Origin of the sequence: Roseovarius tolerans, from assembly GCF_900109855.1 — a bacterium.
Taxonomy (GTDB): Bacteria; Pseudomonadota; Alphaproteobacteria; order Rhodobacterales; family Rhodobacteraceae; genus Roseovarius; species Roseovarius tolerans.
In genome coordinates this window covers 25,477-44,859 of the sequence record NZ_FOBO01000010.1, presented here as the reverse complement: position 1 = coordinate 44,859, position 19,383 = coordinate 25,477, and the positions used below count along the sequence as shown (strand labels likewise).

Genomic DNA, 19,383 nt, shown 5'->3' with positions numbered 1-19,383 from the left:
TACGATGGGATACAACGAGGTTTATGACCGCTCTATAGCGGACCCCGAGGGCTTCTGGCTGGACGAGGCGGACAAGATCGACTGGGTTCAAAAACCCTCCAAGGCCCTGTTTGACGACAACGCCCCGATTTACGAATGGTTCAGCGACGGGCTGGTGAATACCTGCTGGAACGCGGTCGATCGGCATGTCGAGGCCGGGCACGGTGCGCAGGCGGCGATCATCCACGACAGCCCTGTCACCGGCACCAAGCATCGGATCAGCTATGCGCAGCTGCGCAGCCGGGTGGCCCGTTTGGCGGGGGCGCTGCGCGCGAAGGGCGTGGAAAAGGGCGACCGCGTCATCATCTATATGCCGATGGTGCCCGAGGCGCTCGAGGCGATGCTGGCCTGCGCGCGGATCGGCGCGGTGCATTCTGTGGTCTTCGGTGGGTTCGCCGCGCACGAGTTGGCGGTGCGGATCGACGATTGCACCCCCAAGGCGATCATCGCCGCCTCCTGCGGAATCGAGCCGGGGCGCGTCGTGCATTACAAGCCGCTGCTGGACGGTGCCATCGAGCAGGCCGCCCACAAGCCCGATTTCTGCGTGATCTTCCAGCGCGAGGAAGAGGTGGCCAAGCTCATCGAGGGCCGCGATTATGACTGGCACGCCTTTCAGTACGGGGTGGAGCCCGCCGAGTGTGTGCCGGTCGAGGGCAACCACCCGGCCTATATCCTCTACACCTCTGGCACCACTGGCGCGCCCAAGGGCGTGGTGCGGCCCACCGGCGGGCATCTGGTGGCGCTCAACTGGACGATGAAGAACATCTATAATGTCGATCCGGGCGAGGTGTTCTGGGCCGCGTCGGACGTGGGTTGGGTCGTGGGACACAGTTATATCTGCTACGGGCCGCTCATCCACGGCAACACCACGATCGTGTTCGAGGGCAAGCCCGTCGGCACGCCCGACGCGGGCACGTTCTGGCGGGTCATTTCCGAGCATAAGGTAAAGAGTTTCTTCACCGCCCCCACGGCGCTGCGCGCGATCAAGCGTGACGACCCGGAGGCCAGGGAACTGCAGAACTACGACATCTCCTGTCTGCGCGCGCTCTATTTGGCGGGGGAACGCGCCGATCCCGATACGATCAACTGGGCCGCCGACAAGATGGGCGTGCCGGTCTATGACCACTGGTGGCAGACGGAAACCGGCTGGACCATCGCCGGTAACCCTGCAGGCGTCGAGGCGCTGTCGGTCAAGGTCGGTTCACCCACCGTGGCGATGCCCGGCTACGACGTGCAGATCCTCGACGAGGGCGGACACGAGGTGCCGGCGGGCACGCTCGGGGCCATCGCGGTCAAGCTGCCGCTGCCCCCGGGAACGCTGCCGACCCTGTGGAACGCCGAAGACCGCTACCGAAAATCCTATCTCACCACCTTTCCCGGCTACTACGAAACCGGCGACGCGGGGATGAAGGACGAGGACGGCTATCTGTGGATCATGGCGCGGACCGATGATGTGATCAACGTCGCAGGTCACCGGCTCAGCACCGGCGCGATGGAGGAGGTTCTGGCCTCGCACCCGGACGTGGCCGAATGCGCTGTGATCGGGGTCAGCGACACGCTCAAGGGGCAGGCTCCGGTCGGCTTTGTCTGTCTTACCAAGGGCGTGAACCGCCCGCATGCCGAGGTGACTGCCGAATGCGTCAAGCTGGTGCGGGATCAGATCGGGCCCGTGGCCGCGTTCAAGCTGGCCGTGGTGGTGGACCGTCTGCCCAAGACGCGCTCGGGCAAGATTTTGCGCGCGATCATGGTCAAGATCGCCGACAGTCAGGATTACAAGATGCCCGCGACTATCGACGATCCGGCCATTCTGGATGAGGTCAAAGAGGCTCTGCAGGGCATCGGATTGGCGAAATAAGCGAACGCGCGCCGGAACAGCCCCGGCGCGCGCCTTGTGACGTCAAGCCGCCGCGCGATCCATGTCGCGCAGGGCTGAAAGCATGTGCTCGGCCACCCCGGCAGAGGAATCGGGGTTCTGACCGGTCACGATCCGGTCGTCGCGCACCGCGAAGCCGCAGAAATCCTCGACACCGGATTCGAACTCCGCGCCTTGTTCGCGCAGCGCATCCTCGAGCAGGTATGGCACGACATCTGCGAGGCCCGCGGCACGCTCTTCGGAATTGGTGAAGCCGTTGACGCGCCGCCCCTTGATCAGCGGTGTGCCATCGCTGCGCTTGGCCTCGATCAACCCGGCCGGACCGTGGCACACCGCACCCACAACGCCGCCGTTTTCATGCACTGTTGCAACCGCCTTGGCCACCGCAGGGGTCTGGCGCAGATCCCACATGGTGCCATGCCCGCCGGGCAGGAACACCGCGTCATAATGTGACGCATCAACCTTGCTCACGGCGGCGGTAGCGTTCAGGGCCTGCATGGCCTGTTTGTCCTGCATGAACCGTGTCACGGCTTCGGCGCGTGCGCTCGGGTCCTCGTTGGATGAAGGATCGGCCGGGGGCTGACCGCCAAGCGGACTGGCCAGATCGACCTTATAGCCCGCATCGCGGAACGCCCAATATGGCACGGCCATCTCCTCCCAGTAAAAGCCGGTCGGCGCGCCGTCCTCTCCCATTCGGTCGCAGGATGTGAGGATCATCAGTATGCGTGTCATCTTGAACACTCCTTTTCGGTTCGGTTGGTTGTGTGACGCCCGGGACTAGCCGTGGGCGTGATCTGTGTTGCGTGGGTCCATCATGCCTGCCTTGACGCCGAGGCGGATCAGGATGACGTTGACCGGGTAGGCGGCGATCAGCCCGCAACTCAGCGAGACGATCATCGAGGACCAGAACAGAACCTGACCTGGCCCTGCACTGCCTGCGAGCGTCAGGTCTACGCCGATGGCCACGATCTCCATGATGGTGATGCTCGGGGTTTCCGAATAGACCGCATCACGCGCCGCCTGACCAAAACTCGTGCCCTCCTGCATGAGCGGGCCAACGGTCAGCGCGAAACCCGCCGCGTAGGCAAAGGCAAAGGTGATGAGCGCGGTCGCCACGGTTGGTGCCGCCAGTACACCGACCGCCAGCGTGAGACCCACGATCTCACCCAACCCGCAGCCGGAATAGCAATGCGCCACCGACCGCGCCGCGCGGCGCCATTGGCCATCGGCGGCGATCTCCTTGCGACCCGACCACCAGTAGACCGCGAGGCCCAGAGGCCCGGAATAAAAGACCGTGAGCGCCCAGACCCATTTCATCAATGGCATGAGATGCGCATTGCGCATCCTCAAGTCTCTGATCACGATGGCGAGGCTGGGCACCATCAGTACGGCCCACGCTGCCAGAAACCACGGGCTTTGCAGAAGAGTAACGAATTCTGTGTAACTCTGCTTCATGTCCCGTCACGTAAGCAGGCACGCAGGTCTTTAAACCCCTGAGCAGACGTGGGGCGGATATGCGCTGATCACGCTTTTACTGGATCATATTAAACGCCGCGCTGGCCCGGTCGCTACGGAATACCCCGCGCGGGGTGTCCGCGCGGGGGCCAAAGCCCGGCAAGCCGGGCAGGAGGAGGACCGGTACTCGCCTAGGATGAACGCGCGCTCAGAACCGATACTTCAACGGGGCTTGGAACGAGGCTGGTCAGCGCGGCTGGATCGCTTTGACCCGGCGTGTCCCGCTCCTGATACGCAACACTCCCCATGATCATAAGACCTCCCAGAAGGAGTAACCTGACGGTGTTCTTGACCCGCATGACCGCGCTCCTCTTTATCCTGGCGTCACAGACCTGCACGTGGCAGGTGAGGCCAGATTGTGGTGGCGCGCGCGGACAGGCAATAACGCGGGGTTGATATTGGATAACACAGGGTCTTTTCGCCGCGGTGCAATAGTTTATCTATGCTTCAGGAGATTGCCGATGCGCCTTGTTTTCATGACCCTTCTTGCCTGTCTGGTCTGTGCCATGCCCGAAACACCCCATGCCGGCCCAGACGTGAGCGGCTATGCTCCGCCGCCGCTTGGCGAATACCGTTTCATCAGTGATCAGGTGATGGGCGGTGTGTCCGAAGGCGAGGCGCGGGTCGAACGGGAGGGCGACGTGCCGTATCTGCATTTGACCGGCACAGTCAGCACCGCCAATCGCGGTGGCTTTTTGCAGGCGCGGGTCAAGCTTGACGCACCGATTCCGCAGGAGGCACGGGGCGTTGTGCTGCGGGCCAAGGGCACGGGCGGGCGATATTTCGTGCATTTGCGTACACGCGGCACGCTATTGCCGTGGCAATACTATCAGGCCGGTTTCGAGACGACGTCCGACTGGCAGGACGTTCGCATTCCCTTCACAGCCTTTGTCGCCTCGGGTGCGCTCTTGCGCGATACGCCTGACCCCACGAGCGTCACCAGCCTTGCGGCAGTGGCCTATGGACGGGATCACGTGGCGGATTTGTCGTTTCGGTGGGTTGGGCTGTATTGAGCGGCGTGTGCACGGCGGACCGTGCCGGCGTCAGGTGAATTGCTCGCGCAGCAGCCTTTCCTCCAGACCATGGCCCGGATCGAACAGGATTCGATGCGTGACGCGGGTTTCCGAGCGGATTTCCACCCAAAGCACATTTTCGACCCATCGGCTGTCGGCATCGGCCATGACCGGGCGCTTTTCGGGGTCGATCACATCGAACCGTACCTGCGCGGTTTTCGGCAAGAGCGCCCCGCGCCAGCGACGCGGACGAAAGGCCGCCACCGCCGTCAGCGCAAGCACGTCCGAACCGATTGGCAGGATCGGACCGTGGGCGCTGTTGTTATAGGCTGTCGATCCAGCCGGTGTGGCGACGAGCGCGCCGTCGCAGACCAGCTCTTCCAGCCTTAGACGCCCGTCGATGCTGATCCGCAGCTTGGCCGCCTGCGGGCCTGCGCGCAACAGCGACACCTCATTGATCGCCAGCGCCTCGTGGATCGTGCCGTCGGGGGATTCCGCCGTCATGCTCAGAGGGTTGATGACCTCTTCTTCTGCAGCCGTAAGCCGCTCCATCAGGTCGGTTTCGCTGTATTCATTCATCAGAAAGCCGACGGTGCCGCGGTTCATGCCGTAAACCGGTGCGCCGAGGCCCTGGGTGCGGTGCAATGTGTGCAGCATGAACCCGTCGCCGCCAAGCGCCACGATGACATCTGCGTTCTCTTCAGGCACATGCCCAAAGCGTGCAACAAGCGCCGCGCGGGCGGTTTGTGCGACGGGCATGTCGCTGGCGACAAAAGCGATCTTGCGGCTCATGCCAAAGTCCTGTTTCCCAAAGGCGATGCATTGGCGTGGATCGAACCACAATTCCCGCACCAAGACCAGCCGTGCCGGTCCTGCAATTGAATTCGTCGCTTTACATTCTTTCAAAACGGACGAGTTTCCTTTAGGAAATCGAAAATTCACCCTCTGCCGGAGTTGTTCACATGCCCCATGACGGAAATCAGCCTGTAGCGGATAAAGGCTTTTTCACTGAATCTCTCGCCTCTCGCGATCCCGATCTTTTCGGGGCGATCCGACAGGAGCTGGGTCGTCAGCGCGACGAGATCGAGCTGATCGCCTCCGAGAACATCGTCTCTGCCGCCGTGATGGAGGCGCAGGGCAGCGTGATGACCAACAAATACGCCGAAGGATACCCGGGTCGGCGCTACTACGGTGGCTGTCAATATGTCGATATCGCAGAAAACCTCGCCATCGAGCGGGCCTGTGAACTGTTTGGCTGCGGTTTCGCCAACGTGCAGCCCAATTCGGGCAGTCAGGCCAATCAGGGCGTGTTCACGGCCTTGCTGAAACCCGGCGATACCATTCTGGGCATGAGCCTTGATGCCGGTGGGCACTTGACCCATGGGGCGGCGCCGAACCAGTCAGGCAAGTGGTTCAACGCGGTGCAATACGGCGTGCGCCGCCAGGATAACCTGATCGACTATGATCAGGTGCAGTCACTCGCCACCGAGCATCAGCCCAAGCTGATTATCGCCGGTGGCTCGGCCATCCCGCGCCAGATCGACTTTGCCAAGATGCGGGAAATCGCTGACTCGGTCGGGGCTTACCTGCATGTGGACATGGCGCATTTCGCCGGTCTCGTGGCCGCGGGCGAGCATCCCAGCCCGTTCCCGCATGCGCATGTGGCGACCACCACGACGCACAAGACGCTGCGCGGGCCGCGCGGCGGCATGATCCTGACGAATGACGAGGCGCTGGCCAAGAAATTCAACTCGGCGATCTTTCCCGGCATCCAGGGCGGGCCGCTGATGCACGTGATCGCGGCCAAGGCCGTGGCGTTTGGAGAGGCGCTGCGCCCCGAATTCAAGACGTATATCCAACAGGTTGTTAAAAATGCGCAGGCGCTGTCGGATCAACTGATAAAGGGCGGGCTGGATACGGTGACCCACGGCACCGATACCCATGTCGTTCTGGTCGATCTGCGGCCCAAGGGCGTCACCGGAAATATCGTCGATAAGGCACTGGGCCGCGCGCACATCACCTGCAACAAGAACGGCGTGCCGTTTGACCCGGAAAAGCCCACTGTGACCAGTGGGATACGGCTTGGCAGCCCGGCGGGCACGACGCGTGGTTTCGGCGAGGCGGAGTTCCGCCAGATCGCGGACTGGATCATCGAGGTGGTCGATGGTCTGGCGGCGAATGGCGAAGAGGGCAACGCCGCGGTAGAGTCCAAGGTGAAGGCCGAGGTCGAGGTGCTCTGCGCGCGCTTCCCGCTTTATCCGAACCTCTGAACCGGATCATAGATGATAAAACCCCGCGCTGCCTCTGTGCTGCGCGGGGTTCTCTTTATCTCAACGTTGAATTGTAGGTTTCCTAGCCTGCGCCCTGCCAGCGGATGAGGGCATAGACCAACCCGCCCAAGACCATCAGGTTCAGCACGATGCCACCCAAGAGACGCAAGACTGCGGTCTTGCGCGCCTCGCGCGGGTCCAGCGTGTCGAGATAGCGATGCAGATCGGTGAAGGCATTGTTCACGCCCGACATATCCAGAACCCGGGCAAGTTTGGGATGGGCCATCCAGTCTTGTGCGCCGAGGATAATTTGACCGGCGCGGCGTTGACGGCGGGGCAGACGCCGTCCGGCGCGGCGCAACTGTCGCTCGAGCGTCGCACCGCGCAGGCGCATCCTGTCCGATAGTGCGGTTTGCAGTCGCACAACTTTCGCCTGAAACTCTTCTGTATCAATCACTTGGCCGCCCCTTTGGCCAGAGTGTAGCGGTCTGTTGCGGGTCGCTCAAGGGGGCTGGTCATTGATCCTGCGGGGCGATATTCAAGTCCTATGTTGAACCGGATCGAACATGGTGCACCGACTGACAGGCCCGGTCTAGTGATCGTTCACGGACTTTATGGCTCGGGTCGGAACTGGGGGGTGATCGCGAAACGCCTCGCGGACAGCCGTCATGTGGTTGCCGTGGATCAACGCAATCACGGGGCAAGCCCTTGGTTTGACACGCACTCCAACGAAGACATGGCCGCCGATCTGGCCGAGGTGATCGAGGATATCGGAGGCCCCTGTGACCTGTTGGGACATTCGATGGGGGGCAAGGCGGCGATGGTGCTGGCGCTGACCCGGCCCGATCTGGTCAACAGCCTGATCGTGGCAGATATAGCACCTGTCGCCTATGAGCACACCCAGATACAGTATATTGAGGCGATGAAAGCGGTGGATCTGTCGCGGGTCGAGCGGCGCTCTGACGCCGCCGAGCAATTGCGCGAGACGGTGGATAACCCCGCGCTTGTCCCATTTTTCTTGCAGGCGATCGACGTGACCGAGAAACGCTGGTTGCTGAACCTCGACACGTTGGCGCGCGAGATGCCGAAGATCCTGAGCTTTCCCGAGATGTCAGGCGCTTATGACGGGCGCACCCTGTTCCTGAGCGGCGCGGAGTCGGACTATGTCGGGCGCGCGCATCGCGACCGGATCAAGGCGCTTTTTCCGGCGGCGCAGTTTGCCAAAATCCCCGGCGCGGGCCACTGGCTGCATGCCGAGAAGCCGCGCGAATTCGAGGCGGCAGTGCGCACATGGCTTGAGGGCTGAGCGCGGTGATCAGCCGTCCTCGTAGAGCATTTTCGTGACCACCCATGTCACCGGAATGGCCGCGACAAAGCCGATGGCGGCGGCGATCAGGATCGGGATCAGCGTGTCCTGTCCTATCACGAGAGCCGCGATGACGGCGGATCCCGCGATGGTGGAGCCGATGAAAAGATGCAGGATGAAACCAAGGCGCAGCATGGGGTTCTCCGGGTCTGAGGATCGTTGCGGCGATTATTAGGCGCGGTTTTCGGTGCGCGCCTTGATCTGGGTCACGATTGTCCGGATTTACAGGCGCGGGTCGCGCGGGCTATCCTTGTCGGATAGCTACATGCGGGAGACGCCCCATCACCGATAAACGCAGCCATGTGGACAAGGTCCTCGAACAGTCGCAATCGGCCTCGGCCCCGGCGCGGTCGCGGGTGGTTGCGTCGTGGCGGCGCTCGATGCTCACGCATGGGCTGGACCCCGCAGAGCGGCGCGCGCCCGAACGGGTGGAGGAGACCGAGTTGCGGCAGCGGCAGGCGGGGTTGGAGCAGTTCCTGCAAGTGGCCGCGCCGAAGCTGGATCAACTTTTCGGTCTGCTGGGACATTCGGGCTGTGCGGTGCTGCTGACCGATGCCGAGGGGGTTGTGCTCGATCAGCGCTGTGCCGAGGGAGATGCGTCGATCTTCGAGGATTGGGGGCTGTGGCAGGGGGCCGACTGGTCCGAGGCGGCAGAGGGCACCAACGGGATCGGCACCTGCATCGCCGAGGATCGCCGCGTCATCATCCATCGCGACGAGCATTTCCTGGCGCGCAACACCGCGATGAGCTGCATGGATGCGCCGATCTACGGGGCCGATGGCCGCATCATGGCGGCGCTCGACGTGTCCTCGGCGCGGTCGGATCAGACCGAGGCATTCAACCGGCTGATTGGCGCAATGGTGGCGCAGACCGCGCGGCAGATCGAGGCCGACAATTTCCGCGCCGCCTATCCGCGCGCCCGCATCCTCTATGCCGACCATGACGACAGCGAGGCGGCGATGCTGCTGGCGGTGGATGGCGACGATATCGTCGTGGGGGCCACACGTGCCGCGCGCAAGGCGTTCGGTCTGGGGCAGGCGGTGGCGATCCGACCGGTGCCCGCGAGCGATATTTTCGGCCGTGAGGACGGGCCACGCGGCTTTGAGAAAGCCGAGCGCGCGGCGGTGATTCGGGCGCTGGCACGGGCCGGGGGCAATGTCTCGGAGGCCGCGCGCGCGCTCGGGATCGGACGCGCGACGCTCTATCGGCGGATGAAACGGCTGGGTTTCAACGAAAGCATCGGCGACCTGTCTCAGGATTGAGACAGGTGCGCCCGCCCGTCCTCCGCGCATGGGGTGACGCGGGGTGGTGTGGTGCGCAGGGTAGCCTCATTCCCCGGCGGAGGACCGGGGACAACCGGAGGAAACCCAATGAACGAGATGACACAGGTGGCGGGCCAGCAGGGCGCGCCCTTCAAATCCCATTACGACAATTTCATCGGCGGCGCGTTCGTGCCCCCCGTGAACGGGCGCTATTTCGAGAATATCACGCCCATCACCGGCGCGGTCGTCTGCGAGGTGGCGCGCTCGGACGCGGCGGATGTGGAACTGGCGCTCGATGCCGCCCATGCCGCAAAGGACGCCTGGGGCCGGACCTCGGCCACCGAACGGTCGAACATCCTGCTCAAGATCGCCCATGTCATGGAGGCCAATCTTGAGATTATCGCGCAGGCCGAGACATGGGACAACGGCAAGCCCATCCGCGAGACGATGGCCGCCGATATTCCGCTGGCGGTTGACCATTTCCGCTATTTCGCAGGCGTTTTGCGCGGGCAGGAAGGCAGCATGTCCGAGATCGACCAGGATACGGTCGCCTATCACTTCCACGAGCCGCTTGGCGTCGTGGGGCAGATCATCCCGTGGAATTTCTCGATCCTGATGGCGGCGTGGAAGCTCGCGCCGGCGCTGGCGGCGGGCAATTGCATCGTGCTGAAACCGGCGGAACAGACGCCTGCCGCGATCATGGTTCTGGCCGAACTGATTGACGATCTGCTGCCTGCGGGCGTGCTCAACATCGTCAACGGCATGGGGGCCGAGGTGGGCGCGCCGCTCGCGAGATCGCCGCGCATCGCCAAAATCGCCTTTACCGGCTCGACCGAGACCGGGCGCAAGATCATGCAGGCCGCGACCGAGAACCTCATCCCCGTCACGCTGGAGCTGGGCGGCAAGTCGCCCAACATCTTCTTTTCCGACGTGATGGCGCAGGATGATGCCTTCCTCGACAAGGCGGTCGAGGGGTTCGTGCTTTTTGCCTTCAATCAGGGTGAGGTCTGCACCTGCCCGAGCCGCGCGCTTATTCAGGAGGATATCTACGAGGAATTCATCGCCCGCTGCATCGCGCGCGTTAAGGCGATCAAGCAGGGCGATCCGCGCGACCCCGAAACGATGGTGGGCGCACAAGCGAGCGCCGAGCAGCAGGACAAGATCATGTCCTACCTGACCATCGGTGTCGAAGAGGGGGCCGAGGTGCTGGTCGGCGGGCAGGCCGCGCGCTTCGACGGTGACCTCTCGGGCGGCTATTACGTGCAGCCCACGATTCTCAAGGGGCACAACAAGATGCGGGTGTTTCAGGAGGAAATCTTCGGCCCCGTCGTCAGCGTCACCACCTTCAAGGACGAGGCCGAGGCGCTCGCCATCGCCAATGACACGATGTACGGGCTTGGGGCCGGTGTCTGGACCCGCGACGGCAGCCGCGCCTACCGCTTTGGCCGCGCGATCGAGGCGGGGCGTGTCTGGGTCAACAACTATCACGCCTATCCGGCACATGCGGCCTTTGGCGGCTACAAGCAGTCTGGCGTCGGGCGCGAGAACCACAAGATGATGCTCGACCACTATCAGCAGACCAAGAACATGCTGGTCAGCTACAATCCCAACAAGCTCGGTTTTTTCTGAGGCTGTAAGCGTAACGAGTGCTGGCCGTCGGGGAAACCCGGCGGCCTTTTTCGTGGGGCGGCATGGGGGTTTGCGGGCCGTGCTGCGGGGCTATAAAGAAGACAAAGACAAATGGGAGAGACGCGACATGAAATGGCTGATGATCGGGCTTGTCGCCTGCACGGGTCTGGCTGCCTGCGAGACGGTGCAAGGTGCCGGGCGCGACCTGCAGAACGCAGGCCGCGCGGTGGAGCAGGCCGCAGAGTAAGCCGGTCTCAGACCTCGGGTTTCGAGGGATCTGGGATCAGGCCGCCTTCTTGGGTGTGATCGAAATTCGGGTCCTTGCGCTTGACCCGGCGGGAGATCAGATAGGCCAACGGCCATGCGGCAAGCGCGCCCACAGCGGCAGCGCCGCCAATGGCGGGCCAAGTGTAGTAGCCGAATGCCATAACGGTGATGACCAGCCCGCCTACGGTTACGGGCCCGGTGGCAAGGGTGAGATACAGACTCAGACGGTCCATGATGGTCCTCCTTTCGCTGCACCCTTAGACGTGGGAATGTAGGAGGGGCCGTGTCAAGGGGGGCGCTAGATGCGCTTCTTGACGAACTCCGTCAGGATCACGATGCGCTGGCCTTCGACGCGGCCTTCGATGTGGGCCGGATTGTCGGGAACAAGCGAGATGCCGCGTACCGCCGTGCCGCGCTTGGCGGTGAAACTGGCGCCTTTTACGGGCAGGTCCTTGATCAGCACCACGGTATCGCCCTGCATCAGCGGTACGCCGTTGCTGTCGCGATGGCCGCTATCACGGGCGATGTTCTCGACCCAGGCGCGGGTGTCGTCATCGAGCCAGAGCTGCCCCGCCAGATCGCGCGCCCAGTCGTGCTCTGAAAGGCGGTCCAGCATGCGCGCGGCGAGGACCTGCGTGGCGGCATTCTCGGACCACATCGCGGCGGCAAGACAGCGCCAGTGGTCGGGGTCGGGCGTACCCGTGATCTGGTCCGTACAGGTTCCACAGAGCGCGGCACTCGCCCCGTCCGGGCCGCCGGTCACGGGGGTGTCTGTCAGCGGGGCATCGGCAGAGCAAAGCGCACAGGTCATGGGAGAGATGTCCGGGATACGGGATGTGTTGCCACCGCTATAGGCGCAATGCAGCGGCGGGGGAAGGGGATAACCCACCTATGCGAGCGGTGCGGGATGGCGGTTTGGCAGCCATCCTAAAGGGGCGTTGGACATCCGTGACATCACGCCCCCAAACCCTCAATCATCCATCTTCAATGCCGAAATGAACGCCTCCTGCGGGATCTCCACCCGTCCGAACTGGCGCATCTTCTTCTTGCCGGCCTTCTGCTTTTCCAGCAGCTTCTTCTTCCGCGTGGCATCGCCGCCATAGCATTTCGCCGTCACGTCCTTGCGCAGCGCCGAGATTGTCTCGCGGGCGATGACCTTGCCGCCGATGGCCGCCTGAATGGGGATCTTGAACATGTGGCGGGGGATCAGGTCTTTCAGTTTCTCGCACATCGCCCGCCCGCGCTGTTCGGCGCGGTCGCGGTGGACCATCATCGACAACGCATCGACCGGCTCGTCATTGACGAGGACCTGCATCTTCACGAGATTGTCGGCGCGGTAGCCTTCGAGCTGATAATCGAAGGATGCATAGCCCTTGGTCACCGATTTCAGCCGGTCGTAGAAGTCGAACACCACCTCGTTCAAGGGCAGGTCGTAGACCACCATCGCGCGGGCCCCGGCATAGGTCATATCAAGCTGAATGCCGCGCCGGTCCTGGCAAAGCTTGAGCACGTCGCCGAGATACTCGTCGGGCACCAGGATCGTCGCCTTGATGCGCGGCTCCTCGACATGGTCGACATGGCTGGGGTCGGGCATGTCGGCGGGGTTGTGCAATTCGCGTTCTTCGCCATCCTTCATGAAGAGGTGATATACGACCGAAGGCGCGGTGGTGATCAGTTCGATATCGTACTCGCGCTCGACCCGGTCGCGGATCACCTCAAGATGCAGGAGCCCCAGAAAGCCGCAGCGGAAGCCGAACCCGAGCGCGGCGGAACTTTCCATCTCGTAGCTGAAGGAGGCGTCGTTCAGCGCCAGTTTCTCGATCGCGTCGCGCAGGTCTTCGAACTGCGCGGAATCGACCGGGAAGAGGCCGCAGAACACCACCGGCACCGAGGGTTTGAAGCCCGGAAGCGCCTTGTCGCAGGGGCGTTTGACATGGGTGATTGTGTCGCCGACGCGGGTGTCGCGGACCTGCTTGATCGAGGCGGTGATGAAGCCGATCTCGCCCGGACCCAATTCATCGACCACGGTCATGGCCGGGCGGAACACGCCGATGCGCTCGACATTGTAGGTGGCATCGGTCTGGAGCATGCGAATCCGGTCGCCCTTTTTCATCACGCCGTCCATGATCCGCACCAGCACGACCACGCCAAGATAGAGGTCGTACTTGCTGTCCACCAGCATCGCCTTGAGCGGCGCGTCGCGGTCGCCTGCGGGCGGCGGAAGGTGGGCGATGATCGCCTCCAGCACCTCGCGGATGCCTTGGCCCGTCTTGGCTGAAACCGGTATCGCGCCCGAGGCGTCGATGCCGATCACCTCTTCGATCTGTTCCGCCACCCGGTCGAGATCCGAGGCGGGCAGGTCGATCTTGTTGAGCACCGGCACCAGCTCGTGACCCGCGTCGATCGCCTGATAGACATTGGCCAGCGTTTGCGCCTCGACACCCTGCGTGCTGTCGACCACCAGGAGCGAGCCCTCGACCGCGCGCATCGAGCGGCTGACCTCGTAGGAGAAATCCACGTGACCGGGCGTGTCGATCAGGTTGAGCACGTATTGCTGACCGTCGTCGGACGAATAGTCGATGCGGACGGTGTTGGCCTTGATGGTGATGCCGCGCTCGCGCTCGATATCCATACTGTCGAGCAACTGCTCTTTCATGTCCCGTTCGGCGACCGTGTCCGTCATCTGGATCAGCCGGTCGGCAAGGGTGGATTTACCGTGGTCGATATGCGCCACGATGGAGAAATTGCGGATGTGCGAGAGCGGTGTCATGGCTCTCGCATATGTATGGGAATGGGGGGTTGGTCAAGGTGGATTGCGGGAATGGGGCGCCTGAGCCGCATGGATTCCGCGCGCGTCGGAGGGGCGATATGTGATAGGCTCGGATCAGGCAGACAAGGAGGCGATCATGGCGGAGGTCAAGGCGGTGTCGGTGCGTGTCGAGGGCCGGGTGCAGGGAGTGAGCTTTCGCGCCTGGACGCAGGTCGAAGCGCAGGGGCGCGGGCTGTCTGGCTGGGTGCGCAACGCGGCCGATGGCTCTGTTCTGGCGCATCTGGAAGGGCCGGGCGCAGAGGTCGACGCGATGCTTGCGGCGCTGCACAAGGGCCCGCCTGCGGCGGTCGTGCGTGCGGTGACGGTGGATGACGCGGCACCCGAGGGCGCGTCGCATTTCGATATCCGGCGGTAACGGTGGGGAGTCGGGCGGTGGGTCAGTTTGGCCTGAACCCGACATACGCACCACCCGCGCGAAACGCACCGAAGGTGCCGCGCGATCGCAGGGCCGTCCCGCGGCCTGGCGATTTGATAGCTTGCGCAACGTGTTGAGTTCAGGATGACTTGGCTGGGATAAAGTGCGGGCATCAGCCGTTGCGTCGCCAGTCCCCGGCCCTGCGACCGCGCGGCACCTTCTGGCGGGGTGCTATGTCCGCTTCAGGCCAACACCTCCCTCGCCGCTCAGTCCCGCGTGCCTGAGAAACGCGCCTGCCAATCCTCGCGCTGATCATCGGCGATCTTGGAAAAGAGCACCTCGGGCACCTCGAAGGCATGGCCGGGGGCGAGGACACCAAGCTTGCCGGGCACGTCATCGGGCCAGTGGGTATCCTCGGTCTTTATCGCCGCCAGCATTGCGGCGGCGGCATCGGGAATGAACGGGGCCGAGAGCACCGCGTAAAGCCGGATGAGGTTGAGCGCGAGGCGAATCTGCATCGCGGCCTGTTCGGGGTCGGTCTTGAAGGTGGACCACGGCGCGGCCTCTTGCAGGTATTCGTTGCCCTCAACCCAGATCGCGCGCAGCGCGGTGGCGGATTTACGCACCTCCATCGCCTGCATGTGGCCCTCGTACTCGCGGATGCGGTTGGTGAGACGTGCGATCAGCGCTTCTTCCTGCGCGCCGTAAGCCCCGCCCTCGGGCACCTCTTCGCCGAATTTGGAACGGCAGAACTTGGTCACGCGGGAGACGAAATTGCCAAGGACATCGGCCAGATCCTTGTTCACCGAGGCCTGGAAATTCTCCCATGTGAACTCGGCATCCGAGCTTTCGGGCGCGTGGCTCAGCAGCCACCAGCGCCAGTAATCGGCGGGCAGGATTTCGAGCGCCTGATCCATGAACACGCCGCGCCCGCGCGAAGTGCTGAACTGGCCGCCATCGTAATTGAGGTAGTTGAACGACTTGATGTAATCCACCAGCTTCCAAGGCTCGGCTGAGCCGAGGATCGTGGCCGGAAAGCTGAGCGTGTGGAACGGCACGTTATCCTTGCCCATGAACTGGGTATAGGTGACGTCATCGGCGCCCTTGTCGGTGCGCCACCAGCGTTGCCAATCGGTGCCGTTGCCCGCTTCGACCCATTCCTGCGCGCAGGCGATGTATTCGATGGGGGCGTCGAACCAGACGTAGAACACCTTGCCCTCCATTCCGGGCCAGTCTTCGTCTCCACGCTTGACCGGAATGCCCCAGTCGAGATCACGGGTGATGCCGCGATCCTGTAGCCCGTCGCCATCATTGAGCCATTTCTTGGCGATTGAGGTGGTGAGGATCGGCCAGTTTGTCTTGCTATCGATCCAGGCTTCCAACTCGTCTTTCATCTGCGACTGGCAGAGATAGAGATGCTTGGTCTCGCGCATCTCCAGATCGGTCGCGCCCGAGATCACCGAGCGGGGGTTGATCAGATCGACGGGATCAAGCTGCTTGGTGCAATTGTCGCATTGATCGCCGCGCGCGGACTCGAAGCCGCAATTGGGGCAGGTGCCCTCGATGTAGCGGTCAGGCAGGTAGCGCCCGTCGGTGGGTGAATACATCTGGGTTTCCGAAACCTCGCGGATCAGCCCCTGTTCATGAAGGCGCTTCGCGAAATACTGGGTCAGGCGATGGTTCTGCGGGCTCGACGAGCGACCGAAATGATCGAAGCTCAGGCGGAAGCCGTCGGAAAGGCGCTTTTGCACCTGCCACATCTCGGCGCAATACTCGGCCACCGGCTGGCCTGCCTTTGCGGCGGCGAGTTCGGCTGGGGTGCCGTGCTCGTCGGTGGCGCAGAGGAACAGCACCTCATCGCCGCGCGCGCGGCAGTAGCGGGCGAAAAGATCCGCAGGAAGCTGCGAACCCACCAGATTGCCGAGATGCTTGATCCCGTTGATATAGGGAATCGCCGAGGTGATCAGATGACGTGCCATCGGGTGTGTCTGCCTTTGCCGGACCGCGTTCTTGCCCACGCGTTTACCTGTCTCGCGCCCAAAGGGCCAGAGGGCGCGCCCGGGCGTGCCGCATATTTGCGCAAGCCGGTGATTTGCCGGGTTAGGAGCCGCGAAACCGGTTTGACGCGCGCGCCCGGTCAGTGGTAGCGGCGCCGGCATACGGGCGGCGCGCGCCCGCAATGTCAGGCAAGAGGAAAGCCCGCCATGTTCAAGGTTCTGGGATCGGTCTGGGCGCTGTTGCTGGGCATGACACTGATCATGATCGGCAACGGCATGCAGGCCACGCTGATGGGTGTGCGCGGCGGCATCGAAGGTTTCGGCACGCTGCAACTGTCGGTCATCACCTCTGCCTATTTCCTTGGCTTCCTGGTGGGCAGCCGGGTGACGCCCGAGATGATCCGCCGGGTTGGGCATGTGCGGGTCTTTGCTGCGCTCGGGTCGTTCATCTCGGCGGGGCTGATTGCCTTTCCGGTGCTGACCGATCCATATAGCTGGACGGTGATCCGCATCCTGCTCGGGTTTTGCCTGTCGGGCGTGTATGTCACCGCCGAAAGCTGGCTTAACAATGCCGCGACCAACACCACCCGGGGCAAGATCCTGTCGGCCTATATGATCGCTCAGACCACTGGCATCATCGCGGCGCAAGGGCTGATGAACCTGGGTGAGGCGGCCGGATATTTCCTTTTTGTTGTGCCGTCGATCCTGGTGTCGCTGAGCTTTGCGCCGATCCTGTTATCGGCGACGCCGACGCCCGCCTTCGAGACCGACAAGCCGATGACCCTGCGTCGGCTTTATGAAAGCTCGCCGCTGGCCAGTGTCGGGATGCTGATCCTTGGCGGGATTTTCGCGGCGCAGTTCGGCATGGCCTCGGTCTATGGGGCCGAGGCGGGGCTGAGCGTGGGGCAGATCAGTGGATTCGTGGCGTCGATCTTTACCGGGGCGATGGTGTTTCAGGTGCCGGTGGGCTGGCTTTCGGACCGGCTGGACCGGCGGCTGCTGATCCTGGGCGTATCGGCGGTGGGCGCGGTCAGCACCGGGGTCGGCGCGTTTCTGGGGGTGGATTTCGAAACGCTGCTGGTGCTGGGCTTTGTCATGGGGGGCATGGCGTCGCCGCTTTATTCGCTGTTCATCGCCTATACCAACGATTTCCTCCAGATCGAGGACATGGCCGCCGCCTCGGGGGGGCTGGTCTTCGTCTACGGGATGGGGGCGATTGTCGGACCTGTGGCCACCGGGCAGTTGATGAACGTGGTCGGGCCGCACGGGTTCTGGCTGTTTCTTGCGGGGCTGTTCACGCTGATCGCGGTCTATGCGGCATGGCGGATGACGCGGCGGCCCTCGGTGCCGGTGGACGAGACCGGCGCCTATCTCGGGGTCAGCCCGACAGGCTCGCCGGTGGCGCTGGCCGCAGCACAGGAGTGGTATGTGGATACGGCCGAAGAGACCGCTGAGGACGAGGCGCGCGAGGTGTGAGGCGCGCGCCGGCAAGCGGCGAATGGCCGTCGCCGCGAACGATGGTCAGGGCCCGGACATCACCGTGATCTGCATCGCGATGGCGCAGGCGTAGAGGCCGAGCAGCGCCATGCTCTCGGCCCCGATCCGGGCCGGTCCGACGCGTTGGCGCAGGACCAGCCCCCCCAGCAGGACGGCGGTCATCAGGATGGCGGTGAGGTTCCAGAACTGGTCCCCTGCGCCTGCCGCATGGTAGAGCGAGCCATCGCGGAACGAGATATCCGCCGCGCTCAGGAACAGCGTGTCGAAGCTGTTGCCGCCGATGATCCCGCCGACCGCCAGTTGCAACGCGCCGCGCCGCACAGCGGCGACGGTGGTCACGAGTTCTGGAAAGGACGTCACGACGGCAGTCGCGAGGGCCCCGACCAGCGATTCTGACAATTCGAGGCGCCCGGTGAGTGTCCCGGCTGTCTTGGCGATGACCCATCCGGCGATGCCCATGATCAGCATGAGCAGGGCGAGGTCGAGGAAAAGCCGCCCTGTGCTTTTCCGGCGATCGGCTTCGGGCTCTGGTTCGGGCAGGTCCTCGCGTGTCTCGGCGGTGGATACGGGCTGCCACATTGGCTTTTCGCGCAGCGCGCGGGTGGCAATGAGCCCGCTGACATAGAGAATCGGTATGATCAGCGAGACCGGATGAATGGCAAGAAACGTGGTCTCTGCCCAGTTTGATGCGAGCAGTGGCAGCGTCAGCAGCACGATCAGCGTGATCGACTGGAAAATATTGCCGAGATCGGCCGCAGCATGTTCCAGATTGGCCTTGCGATAGACCAGATCGGCGATGGCGAGAAAGGCGGTCTGGGCGGCAATGCCACCGATCCCGTTGGAATAGGCAAGCGACGCCTGCCCGTCGAGCGCGGCGGTGATCGACACGATGGTGCCGCTCAGGGACGTAGCCGCGCCTAGCAGAACAGCGCCGGCGAGGGCCTCGCCGATGCCGGTCCGGTCGGCCAGTCTGTCCACCAGCCGGGTGATGCGAAGGCCGGTGAACAGTACGATAACCGCCCCCAGCAGGAAGCCTGCGACCAGATATGGGGTCGACCAGCTGGCAAGCATCGGGCGCGGTCCTTTTCCGTCTCAAGCATGGGCGAGCCTGTCCGGCATTCTCGAAGCAGCCGGTTCCATGCTCAGCGTATCATCCTTGTGCATTGGCTTGAAGATCGTCGATGCGACGGGTGCGCCGTGAGGGAGGGCGGTGCGGATCAGATCAGGGTGCGTTCGCGGCTGATCATCGCCGCGTGCGCGCGATTGCGGGCACCCTGTCGGATCGCATGGACGAGATGCGCCGGGATTTCGACTGGCTGGTCAGCGACCGCATGATCGAACAGGCGGTGGACATGGCGCGTCTTGGCCAGAGCCATGACAGCATCGCACAGACCACCGGCGTCAGCAGCGCCGAACTTGACGCGATCCGGAAACTGCGTCGTCACTAAGCCATTATACGGTCGGCCCCAG

The 19,383-nt window shown here is 63.5% G+C and carries 20 protein-coding genes; 10 read left to right on the top strand and 10 right to left on the bottom strand.

Annotated features, from left to right (window positions below):
• Positions 1-4: 4 nt before the first annotated feature.
• Complete coding sequence (gene prpE / locus BMX04_RS11045; protein ID WP_074786430.1) at positions 5-1,894, top strand: propionate-CoA ligase PrpE; 1,890 nt, start codon at positions 5-7, stop codon at positions 1,892-1,894.
• Between the two features lie 42 nt (positions 1,895-1,936).
• On the opposite strand, the gene BMX04_RS11040 is transcribed toward prpE, so the two are convergent.
• Together BMX04_RS11040 and BMX04_RS11035 are read right to left on the bottom strand one after the other, a co-directional pair.
• Positions 1,937-2,644, bottom strand: coding sequence for a type 1 glutamine amidotransferase domain-containing protein (locus BMX04_RS11040; RefSeq protein WP_074786427.1), 708 nt, complete (start codon positions 2,642-2,644; stop codon positions 1,937-1,939).
• A 45-nt stretch (positions 2,645-2,689) separates the two neighbouring features.
• Positions 2,690-3,367 (bottom strand): DUF4396 domain-containing protein, encoded by a 678-nt coding sequence (locus BMX04_RS11035; RefSeq protein WP_074786424.1) that lies wholly within the window; start codon positions 3,365-3,367, stop codon positions 2,690-2,692.
• Between the two features lie 521 nt (positions 3,368-3,888).
• Here BMX04_RS11035 and BMX04_RS11030 point away from each other — a divergent pair.
• Positions 3,889-4,440 carry a CIA30 family protein gene (locus BMX04_RS11030; protein WP_074786421.1) on the top strand — a complete coding sequence of 184 codons (552 nt, stop codon included), beginning with the start codon at positions 3,889-3,891 and terminating at the stop codon, positions 4,438-4,440.
• 30 nt (positions 4,441-4,470) lie between these two features.
• Here BMX04_RS11030 and BMX04_RS11025 read toward each other — a convergent pair whose 3' ends face one another.
• A complete protein-coding gene (locus BMX04_RS11025; RefSeq protein WP_050661527.1) occupies positions 4,471-5,232 on the bottom strand; it encodes an NAD kinase in 762 nt (253 codons plus the stop codon).
• Positions 5,233-5,402: 170 nt separating this feature from the next.
• On the opposite strand from BMX04_RS11025, the gene glyA reads away from it, so the two are divergent.
• Complete coding sequence (glyA, locus tag BMX04_RS11020; protein WP_074786418.1) at positions 5,403-6,710, top strand: serine hydroxymethyltransferase; 1,308 nt, start codon at positions 5,403-5,405, stop codon at positions 6,708-6,710.
• 82 nt (positions 6,711-6,792) lie between these two features.
• Here the strand turns inward: glyA and BMX04_RS11015 are convergent, their stop codons facing one another.
• Positions 6,793-7,167 carry a hypothetical protein gene (locus tag BMX04_RS11015; RefSeq protein ID WP_074786415.1) on the bottom strand — a complete coding sequence of 125 codons (375 nt, stop codon included), beginning with the start codon at positions 7,165-7,167 and terminating at the stop codon, positions 6,793-6,795.
• Between the two features lie 90 nt (positions 7,168-7,257).
• On the opposite strand from BMX04_RS11015, the gene BMX04_RS11010 reads away from it, so the two are divergent.
• Complete coding sequence (locus BMX04_RS11010; RefSeq protein ID WP_074786413.1) at positions 7,258-8,016, top strand: alpha/beta fold hydrolase; 759 nt, start codon at positions 7,258-7,260, stop codon at positions 8,014-8,016.
• A gap of 9 nt (positions 8,017-8,025) precedes the next feature.
• On the opposite strand, the gene BMX04_RS11005 is transcribed toward BMX04_RS11010, so the two are convergent.
• Positions 8,026-8,211, bottom strand: coding sequence for a CTP synthetase (locus BMX04_RS11005; protein WP_074786410.1), 186 nt, complete (start codon positions 8,209-8,211; stop codon positions 8,026-8,028).
• Between the two features lie 245 nt (positions 8,212-8,456).
• Between BMX04_RS11005 and BMX04_RS11000 the strand changes: the two genes are divergently transcribed.
• The 3 genes from BMX04_RS11000 (at position 8,457) to BMX04_RS18875 (ending at position 11,214) form a co-directional block, all read left to right on the top strand.
• Complete coding sequence (locus BMX04_RS11000) at positions 8,457-9,338, top strand: GAF domain-containing protein (protein ID WP_050661526.1); 882 nt, start codon at positions 8,457-8,459, stop codon at positions 9,336-9,338.
• A 108-nt stretch (positions 9,339-9,446) separates the two neighbouring features.
• A complete protein-coding gene (gene adh / locus BMX04_RS10995; RefSeq protein ID WP_074786407.1) occupies positions 9,447-10,967 on the top strand; it encodes an aldehyde dehydrogenase in 1,521 nt (506 codons plus the stop codon).
• A gap of 127 nt (positions 10,968-11,094) precedes the next feature.
• Complete coding sequence (locus tag BMX04_RS18875; protein ID WP_139194539.1) at positions 11,095-11,214, top strand: entericidin A/B family lipoprotein; 120 nt, start codon at positions 11,095-11,097, stop codon at positions 11,212-11,214.
• A gap of 7 nt (positions 11,215-11,221) precedes the next feature.
• On the opposite strand, the gene BMX04_RS10985 is transcribed toward BMX04_RS18875, so the two are convergent.
• The 3 genes from BMX04_RS10985 to lepA all read right to left on the bottom strand — a co-directional run bounded on the left by BMX04_RS10985 (position 11,222) and on the right by lepA (position 14,004).
• A complete protein-coding gene (locus BMX04_RS10985) occupies positions 11,222-11,467 on the bottom strand; it encodes a hypothetical protein (protein WP_050661458.1) in 246 nt (81 codons plus the stop codon).
• Between the two features lie 65 nt (positions 11,468-11,532).
• Positions 11,533-12,045 (bottom strand): alkylphosphonate utilization protein, encoded by a 513-nt coding sequence (locus BMX04_RS10980; protein WP_050661457.1) that lies wholly within the window; start codon positions 12,043-12,045, stop codon positions 11,533-11,535.
• Between the two features lie 159 nt (positions 12,046-12,204).
• Positions 12,205-14,004: a translation elongation factor 4 gene (lepA, locus tag BMX04_RS10975; RefSeq protein ID WP_074786404.1), complete on the bottom strand. Its 1,800-nt coding sequence runs from the start codon at positions 14,002-14,004 to the stop codon at positions 12,205-12,207.
• A 136-nt stretch (positions 14,005-14,140) separates the two neighbouring features.
• Between lepA and BMX04_RS10970 the strand changes: the two genes are divergently transcribed.
• Positions 14,141-14,419, top strand: coding sequence for an acylphosphatase (locus BMX04_RS10970; protein ID WP_050661525.1), 279 nt, complete (start codon positions 14,141-14,143; stop codon positions 14,417-14,419).
• A gap of 266 nt (positions 14,420-14,685) precedes the next feature.
• Here BMX04_RS10970 and metG read toward each other — a convergent pair whose 3' ends face one another.
• A complete protein-coding gene (metG, locus tag BMX04_RS10965; protein ID WP_050661524.1) occupies positions 14,686-16,398 on the bottom strand; it encodes a methionine--tRNA ligase in 1,713 nt (570 codons plus the stop codon).
• 225 nt (positions 16,399-16,623) lie between these two features.
• On the opposite strand from metG, the gene BMX04_RS10960 reads away from it, so the two are divergent.
• Positions 16,624-17,892: an MFS transporter gene (locus tag BMX04_RS10960; protein WP_074786401.1), complete on the top strand. Its 1,269-nt coding sequence runs from the start codon at positions 16,624-16,626 to the stop codon at positions 17,890-17,892.
• Between the two features lie 45 nt (positions 17,893-17,937).
• Here BMX04_RS10960 and BMX04_RS10955 read toward each other — a convergent pair whose 3' ends face one another.
• Positions 17,938-18,984, bottom strand: coding sequence for a sodium:calcium antiporter (locus BMX04_RS10955; protein WP_074786398.1), 1,047 nt, complete (start codon positions 18,982-18,984; stop codon positions 17,938-17,940).
• Positions 18,985-19,094: 110 nt separating this feature from the next.
• Here BMX04_RS10955 and BMX04_RS10950 point away from each other — a divergent pair, with 110 nt between their 5' ends.
• Positions 19,095-19,361 (top strand): hypothetical protein, encoded by a 267-nt coding sequence (locus BMX04_RS10950; protein ID WP_050661453.1) that lies wholly within the window; start codon positions 19,095-19,097, stop codon positions 19,359-19,361.
• Positions 19,362-19,383: the final 22 nt, after the last annotated feature.

Bases quoted from the DNA above. Each gene is read 5' to 3' on its own strand.
- metG (WP_050661524.1), bottom strand. From the start codon at position 16,398: ATGGCACGTCATCTGATCACCTCGGCGATTCCCTATATCAACGGGATC.
- adh (WP_074786407.1), top strand. From the start codon at position 9,447: ATGAACGAGATGACACAGGTGGCGGGCCAGCAGGGCGCGCCCTTCAAA.
- BMX04_RS10970 (WP_050661525.1), top strand. From the start codon at position 14,141: ATGGCGGAGGTCAAGGCGGTGTCGGTGCGTGTCGAGGGCCGGGTGCAG.
- BMX04_RS11035 (WP_074786424.1), bottom strand. From the start codon at position 3,367: ATGAAGCAGAGTTACACAGAATTCGTTACTCTTCTGCAAAGCCCGTGG.
- BMX04_RS11030 (WP_074786421.1), top strand. From the start codon at position 3,889: ATGCGCCTTGTTTTCATGACCCTTCTTGCCTGTCTGGTCTGTGCCATG.
- prpE (WP_074786430.1), top strand. From the start codon at position 5: ATGGGATACAACGAGGTTTATGACCGCTCTATAGCGGACCCCGAGGGC.
- BMX04_RS10980 (WP_050661457.1), bottom strand. From the start codon at position 12,045: ATGACCTGTGCGCTTTGCTCTGCCGATGCCCCGCTGACAGACACCCCC.
- glyA (WP_074786418.1), top strand. From the start codon at position 5,403: ATGCCCCATGACGGAAATCAGCCTGTAGCGGATAAAGGCTTTTTCACT.
- BMX04_RS10985 (WP_050661458.1), bottom strand. From the start codon at position 11,467: ATGGACCGTCTGAGTCTGTATCTCACCCTTGCCACCGGGCCCGTAACC.
- BMX04_RS10955 (WP_074786398.1), bottom strand. From the start codon at position 18,984: ATGCTTGCCAGCTGGTCGACCCCATATCTGGTCGCAGGCTTCCTGCTG.
- BMX04_RS11010 (WP_074786413.1), top strand. From the start codon at position 7,258: ATGTTGAACCGGATCGAACATGGTGCACCGACTGACAGGCCCGGTCTA.
- BMX04_RS10950 (WP_050661453.1), top strand. From the start codon at position 19,095: ATGCGACGGGTGCGCCGTGAGGGAGGGCGGTGCGGATCAGATCAGGGT.
- BMX04_RS11000 (WP_050661526.1), top strand. From the start codon at position 8,457: ATGCTCACGCATGGGCTGGACCCCGCAGAGCGGCGCGCGCCCGAACGG.
- BMX04_RS18875 (WP_139194539.1), top strand. From the start codon at position 11,095: ATGAAATGGCTGATGATCGGGCTTGTCGCCTGCACGGGTCTGGCTGCC.
- BMX04_RS11040 (WP_074786427.1), bottom strand. From the start codon at position 2,644: ATGACACGCATACTGATGATCCTCACATCCTGCGACCGAATGGGAGAG.
- BMX04_RS11005 (WP_074786410.1), bottom strand. From the start codon at position 8,211: ATGCTGCGCCTTGGTTTCATCCTGCATCTTTTCATCGGCTCCACCATC.
- BMX04_RS11025 (WP_050661527.1), bottom strand. From the start codon at position 5,232: ATGAGCCGCAAGATCGCTTTTGTCGCCAGCGACATGCCCGTCGCACAA.
- lepA (WP_074786404.1), bottom strand. From the start codon at position 14,004: ATGACACCGCTCTCGCACATCCGCAATTTCTCCATCGTGGCGCATATC.
- BMX04_RS10960 (WP_074786401.1), top strand. From the start codon at position 16,624: ATGTTCAAGGTTCTGGGATCGGTCTGGGCGCTGTTGCTGGGCATGACA.